Annotated in this window: 7 protein-coding genes; all 7 read right to left on the reverse strand. The window is 59.0% G+C overall.

Features of this window, described 5'->3' with window-relative positions:
- Nucleotides 1–10: 10 nt before the first annotated feature.
- Nucleotides 11–445, reverse strand: coding sequence for a protein TolR (tolR, locus tag PRZ03_RS20970; RefSeq protein WP_273602101.1), 435 nt, complete (start codon nt 443–445; stop codon nt 11–13).
- Nucleotides 446–462: 17 nt separating this feature from the next.
- Entirely contained in the window at nt 463–1,161 is a 699-nt protein-coding gene (gene tolQ, locus PRZ03_RS20975) for a protein TolQ (RefSeq protein WP_263535439.1), read from the reverse strand.
- Nucleotides 1,158–1,595 (reverse strand): YbgC/FadM family acyl-CoA thioesterase, encoded by a 438-nt coding sequence (locus PRZ03_RS20980; RefSeq protein ID WP_273602110.1) that lies wholly within the window; start codon nt 1,593–1,595, stop codon nt 1,158–1,160. The genes tolQ and PRZ03_RS20980 overlap by 4 nt, the downstream gene beginning before the upstream one ends.
- Before the next feature lie 50 nt (nt 1,596–1,645).
- Nucleotides 1,646–2,128: a hypothetical protein gene (locus tag PRZ03_RS20985; RefSeq protein ID WP_273602102.1), complete on the reverse strand. Its 483-nt coding sequence runs from the start codon at nt 2,126–2,128 to the stop codon at nt 1,646–1,648.
- The gene (locus PRZ03_RS20990; protein WP_273602103.1) at nt 2,100–3,509 is read right to left on the reverse strand and encodes a hypothetical protein; all 1,410 of its coding nucleotides are present in this window, start codon (nt 3,507–3,509) and stop codon (nt 2,100–2,102) included. Before PRZ03_RS20990 ends, PRZ03_RS20985 begins: the two co-directional genes overlap by 29 nt.
- A 656-nt stretch (nt 3,510–4,165) precedes the next feature.
- Entirely contained in the window at nt 4,166–5,875 is a 1,710-nt protein-coding gene (locus PRZ03_RS20995; protein ID WP_273602104.1) for a site-specific integrase, read from the reverse strand.
- Complete coding sequence (locus PRZ03_RS21000) at nt 5,868–6,005, reverse strand: hypothetical protein (RefSeq protein ID WP_273602105.1); 138 nt, start codon at nt 6,003–6,005, stop codon at nt 5,868–5,870. Before PRZ03_RS21000 ends, PRZ03_RS20995 begins: the two co-directional genes overlap by 8 nt.
- Nucleotides 6,006–6,164 lie beyond the last annotated feature (159 nt).

Raw genomic sequence — 6,164 nt, forward strand, 5'->3', positions numbered from 1 at the left:
CGCCTCGCTCTTAATTGCCGGTGCCGGCGTTTTTGACCGCCAAACCAACGCGCGCGATGCCGGCCGACTGCAAGACGTCCATCACCTTGACGATCGCCTCATATTTGACGTTCTTGTCACCCGAAATCACCACCGGCGTCGACGCTTCGCCCGCCTGCGCCTGCTTTACCTGATCGGCCAGCTGTTTGAGGCTCAAGGGCCTGGCCTCTTCTTTGTCCAGCTTGAGCTTGAGCTTCTCGTCCGCGCCGACGATGACGTGAATCACATGCTCAGGCTGAGCACGGCTCTTGCCAACGCTGGGCAGGTCAACTAGGCCGGTCGTGATCATCGGAGCGCTGACCATGAAGATGATCAATAGCACCAACATCACGTCGATGAAGGGCACCATATTGATTTCGTTGATAGTGCGACGGCGGCGTGAACCGCGTGAGCTGATGGCTGCCATGGCTGTGGGTGGCCGATTCAGCGGCCGGCCGGGCCGGCGGGCGCGGCTTGCGCGGCGTTGCGCTGCAAGATATTGGAGAACTCTTCAATGAAGGACTCCAGCGTGATCGCGCTGCGGTCAATCTGCCGGGCAAAACGGTTGTAGGCCAGGACGGCAGGAATGGCCGCAAAGAGGCCGATCGCGGTTGCAACCAAGGCTTCGGCGATGCCGGGCGCGACGGTGGCCAAAGTCACTTGTTGCACATTGGACAGGCCTACAAAGGCGTGCATGATGCCCCAGATGGTGCCGAAAAGGCCGACATAGGGTGACACCGAACCGACCGAAGCGAGGAAGGACAGATTGCTTTCCATCGCGTCAAGTTCGCGTTGAAAGCTTGCCCGCATGGCGCGCCGGGCGCCGTCTAGCAAGGCGCCGGCTTCGGTCACACGCCGCTCGCGCGACTTCAAAAACTCCCGCATGCCGGAGGCAAAAATGCGCTCCAGCGGCGCCCCGTCTGGCTTGGTGGAGACGGCGCTGAACAAGTCGTTGAGGTTCTTGCCCGACCAGAATTCCTGCTCAAATGCCTCGTTACTTGACTTGATGCGGGACAACGAGATCAGCTTGCTGAAGATCACGCTCCAACTCGCCAGCGAAACCAGCAGCAATGCGGCAATCACCAGTTGCACCGTCAGGCTGGCATGGGCAATCAGGGAAACAATCGACAGGTCTTGATTCATGGGTACAAGGAAGTGAGGGCCTGGGTCAAGGAGGCGGGTATGCGGGTTGGGAGCAAATCGCCGCTGCCGGCGTTGCTGCCCGGGCTCTGGACGCAGCCGATGCGTATTTCGCCCTCGGCCAGCAAGCGCTCGCCGCAGAAAGCTTGCTGAAACAGCAGCATGCTGGCACGGCCCAGATTGCGAACTTCGACGCTGACCTGCAGCAGATCGTCCAGGCGAGCGGGGCTGAGGTAGCTGACTTGGGTGCTGCCGACGACGAACATGACGCCGTCTTGATGCCGCATCAGTTCCTGCGAGAAGCCCATTTCACGCAGCCACTCGGTACGCGCACGCTCGAAGAATTTCAAATAATTGGCGTAAAACACCACGCCGCCCGCGTCGAATGACCGGCGTGTTGCTATGGCATGGACATATCTATAAAGCCTTGAAAACAAAGCGTTTTTTGCGAGGGAGTGAATGTCCATAGTTAGCGCATGATTGTCGCCTATTTTTGGCCCTTGATGTCCATGGCTCGCGGGGTGGCTTTGGGCTTGGCAGTGACCATGGGCATGATGCTGGCGCGTGGCTGAATATCCTCCACTCTCGCTTCCAAGTCCCTGACTTTGAGGGTGAGGCTGCCGATCAGTTCATCTGCCTCTACCAGCCGGGAAACTGAATCGTCGCGTTGCGCTTTGAGGCTGGCGATGATCTCGGTCTTGCTGCGAGAGACCTGGCGGGCTTTGAGCAGACGTTGGCGCTCAGAGGTCGGACGCTCTTGGCTGTGAGTGGCAAGGTGGGCCTGGATTTCTTCGACGAGGCCAGGGAAACGCGCCTTGCGCAGCGCAGAGGGGTCGCAGCCGGCTTCCTTGGCGACGTTGTTTTGGCTCACCAGCGTGCCGGCTGGCAGGGCCTTGGGTACGCCAGCTTTCAGGCGTTCAAAGGCTTGGCGGAAGTTGGCTTCAGCGGTCTTGGGCTTGGGCGTGGGCATAGTATTTCTCGATTGAACGCTTCTCGGCCTGGAGGGCGCGGCAGCGTGGGGAGTCAGGGTGAATAACTGCCAGTTGAGCATCCACGGCTTTCTCGTACCGATTGATGTCGCCAGCTTTGCTTACGTCGAGCAGCAGGTCGGGGCAGCCCTTGCCGTCATCGCCGCCGAGGCAGTGCGTAATGGATTCAATGCCACCATACGGGCAGGGGCGCGCATTGAAACAAAAGCCCGCTCGGATGTTGCGAGCGCTGACTTCCCCTTGCTTGATGGACTTGATGAGGGCGGCAGCATCCTTCTCGCTGATCAAGTTCACGATGGCGGCCTTGCGTGTTTCACCCAAGGGGCTGAGGAACTGAGGGCCTGATATGGCACTAAGCGCCCGTGCTTGCTCTTGGTACATGGTCTTGAGATAGAGCGTTCGCGTCTCTTCACTGAGCGCCAAGCGCGAGTGGTTGCGACCGTAGTAGAGCGCCATTGCGCGGCTGCGGTGCTTGAGCTGATACTGCAATGATGGATCATCCACCAGGCCTGAGGCCTGCATGTTGACCGATCCGGTGCGACGCAACTGATGCCACGCGAAGGGCCAAACTGCCCCGACTTTGAAAACTTCCTGATCCAATGTCGGCGTGATCATCCGTGCAATCCGCAAGTCCTCTGCGTTAATCGTGATCTGCGCGCTGTCCAGCAGCAGGGGATAAAAGGAAAGCACCTGCTGGTAATCCAAAGCCTTTGGCCTAGTCCGGTACGGCTTGTGCTTGCCGCTGCCCCAAGGTTCGTACCGATAGGACGTCAGATAGGGGTTGTCTTCATCTTCCTCGTTGATGCCTAAGTCGTCACGTTCTCGGGCACAAAGCATGCGCAGGGCGGCGATGTGCTTCATGGCGTCGATCGCAATCGGCGCGCTCTTGGACACCGGCCAGCGTGCGTCCGAATCGGGGTCGGTCTTGGTCGTCTCGCCTACCAGCATCGGGATGTCGCCAAACTTCTCGTCATGCTCGATCAAGAGGCAGTCTGAGCGCAAGCTGTAGCCCTCTTCGATACGCATGATGGAGAAGTTGAGCAAATATGCCAAGCCTGCCTTGGAAACAAGGTCCAGGTACTGAGAGAGCTTGAGGATCTGCTTTCCGCCCTCTTTTCCCGTGAAAGGCCCCGTCCATCGCTCCAGCAATTCGGTAATGCCAAAGCGGTCGGCCGTCAGCTTGAAGGGGCCGTGGTAGGTGACCGAATGAGTGGACTTCTTGTTTTGAAAGGGCTGCGCAAATTTGCCGGCTCGCAAAGTCATCGCGCCCTTGAGAGAGCCCGCGTTGTGGGCGTAAGCATCCTCCGCACAAAACCGAAAGCAGTCCTCAATGCGGTCTTGGTTCTCGGTGTAGTCCTGCAAGCACTCGTGCAATTGCTTCAGCTGATAGGCCCAGATGCGTGGGGGAATGTAGGGTGTTTGCTGCAACTCGTGGTCGGGTTGCAACTTGACCAGCCGGGCTAGGCCGTCTTGGTTCAGCAGGCAAAAACCCAGGTGCTCTCTGGCATCCAAAAGTTCATGCAGGATCGTGATGGTCTGGCCGAAACTCGAAGCTGCCAATGCTCCCGCCACCTTGTCAATCACCGTTTCAAAGCGCCTCAGGTCGCTGGCCAGGATGCCCACTTGGCTGCAAATGGCAAACAGGGGTTTGATGATCGTGAATTTGGCTTTGAGAGATCCAGCCGTACGGCAACCCCGGTGGCCATACATGAACCAGACCACGCACTGGCGCAAGAGCTCAGCATTGGCGGGGTCAATGCGCGCGCCTCTGGCCCCCTTACCGTCCCCGAAACTCAGCTTCAACGGCTTGCCGGCCCACACATCAAGCGGCCAGATGGGGTCCTTGTAGCGACACACCGGGTTGCCTTCGGCATCAAGGATGGGGGCCCAGTCTGGTGGCGGGGGCCAGCTTGGGGGCCGGAAATTGCCGGCCTGCGGATGCACGGTGGGGCTGTCAATGTGTAGGCCCAGCAGGTCAAGGTTCATGGGGACGTCCAATTGGAATCAAAGCATCTCGGTCACAGGCTCTCGATGAGTCCAGACCAAGCCGGGTGATAACGCCCTTCTTCCAGCCGAAGCAGGGCTTCTGTCACCCATTCGGCGCGGTCCGGGCTGATTGCTTGAATGAAGTTCAGCTTGGCCGTGATTCGCTCGATGGCCAGTTCAGATGGGTGCTCGGCCTTGCTCTGAGCGCGCAGCTCAAACGACTTGAGGAGCCTAAAACTTGCCAGAGACCACACATGGTCAAGGCTGTCAATGTCGCGCTGGTGGGCGCAAAACAGACAGCCAGTGGGGGTGGTGCAGTCCGGCTGGGTGGCAAGTGGAGGAATGTTTGCCACCGGCTCAGGTGAACTGCCTGCGCAAGAGCCCGGGCCGGGGGCCTGCAGGGCGGGGTCATGCTTCGCCCAAAACACCAGTATTTGCACCATGGCGCGCTGCAGACTGGGTTTCTCATAGACACCGATCAGGGTCTGCTTGGCGTGCTGTTTCTCGTCGGCGGTGAGGTCGGGATCGGCCGTACGGCGCAGCATCCAGTTCACGTTGGTGCTGCGCAGCGCCTGGGGGCCGACAAATGCGATCCCGGCGCGTTTGCATGCCTTACGCAATGTACTGAAATCTGGTGGCGCATCCAATCGGCGTTGAACCGAGCTTTTGCCTCTGCCCAGCAAGGGGAACAGCAACCCATCCGGGTCGTCAGGGAAGATGGCTTTGCGCCACTGCAGATAGCGATCAAAGACTGCGCGGTATTCGCTGTAGATCTCGAAGACTACGGGGCCCCAGCGTCGGTGCTTGTACGTGCGGATTTCGTAGCCCTGGCTGGAGGGCTTGAAGCGCCACTGGTCCATGCGCAGCTGATGGGTTTGGGCGAGGTTAAGCGACGGCTGTCCCATCAGGATGAACATCTCGGCCATGATGCGCAGGTTAATGAGTGGATAGCGTGTCCGGTAGGATTTCTCGGCTTCCCAAGCAGCGCGATTCTGAACCGCAAGCTTTGCGCTGTATCGCGCTTGTGCTGGATTACGGGGGTTCGGCGGCTTCAGCTTCTCGGGTCGCTTGAGCCCAGACCACAGTTCCAGCGACTTGCCGTTGCGCAATGGAATCTTAAGGGGCAGCGGCGCCCAAATCGCATCGACGGAGAGGCCATCGGCCAGGTCCAGCAAGACGTGACCAAAGGCGAAAGTTTCCTCCAAGTTCTGCTTGTCGGCATTGGGGCTCAAAGCTCTAGAGCTGTTCTTGGGCGCTTTGAGCCGGGTGGTCTTGATGAGTGGGCTGCCTCGCTCCAAAACCTTGTCCAAGACCCAGCCGACTTTTGAGCCGTATCCGTGGATGGTTTTTTCCTTGATGTCACGTCCCACCCGAACCCGGTGCAAGAGGGTGTCACACCAGTGCCGGTAGTTCTGTTCAACGTTGGCGAGGCTCAGAGCCTGGCCGATGGTCTTATCAGCCCAGTTAAAGAAAGGCTTCAGCGCGTCAAGGTGGCCCTGGATCGTGGCCCTTTGGCCCCCACCCTCCAGGTAGTTCAGCAGGGATTCACGAATCAGGCGCACGAGTTCTATGCGCTCGACCATGGGGCGGCCGAGCTTGCCAACTTCGATCAATGAAGCCACTTCCCTTACGGGCGCGTGCGCCCCACCTTTGTAGAGCCAGGGCCGCAAGTCCCAAGGTGTCTCCAGTGGACCGAATTCCACCCCGGGAAAACTCAGATCGGGCAGGTGTACATCAAGCACGGTGTTTTCCCAGGCGCGTACTCAGGCCAAGGAAGGCGTCGCTGAACACGTTGGCTACCTTGGCCTTCATGCTGGCTTCCTTCACGAACTTGATGTACTTCAACGTGGTGCTTACGTCCTTATGAAGCATCAGTGTGCTGACCAGACCCAGCACACCCTTCTCAGTGGTGCGGATTTCAGCGATCCCGGACAGTCATTTCAGCGTGATGGTGGACAGCGTTTCAAACTGATCGCGGACAGTTTGGGCGCGCGCAAGTGCCTGGGTTGATGGTAGCTCAGGTGTCCGCGA

Source organism: Roseateles albus (assembly GCF_028595345.1).
Lineage (GTDB): Bacteria > Pseudomonadota > Gammaproteobacteria > Burkholderiales > Burkholderiaceae_C > Paucibacter_A > Paucibacter_A albus.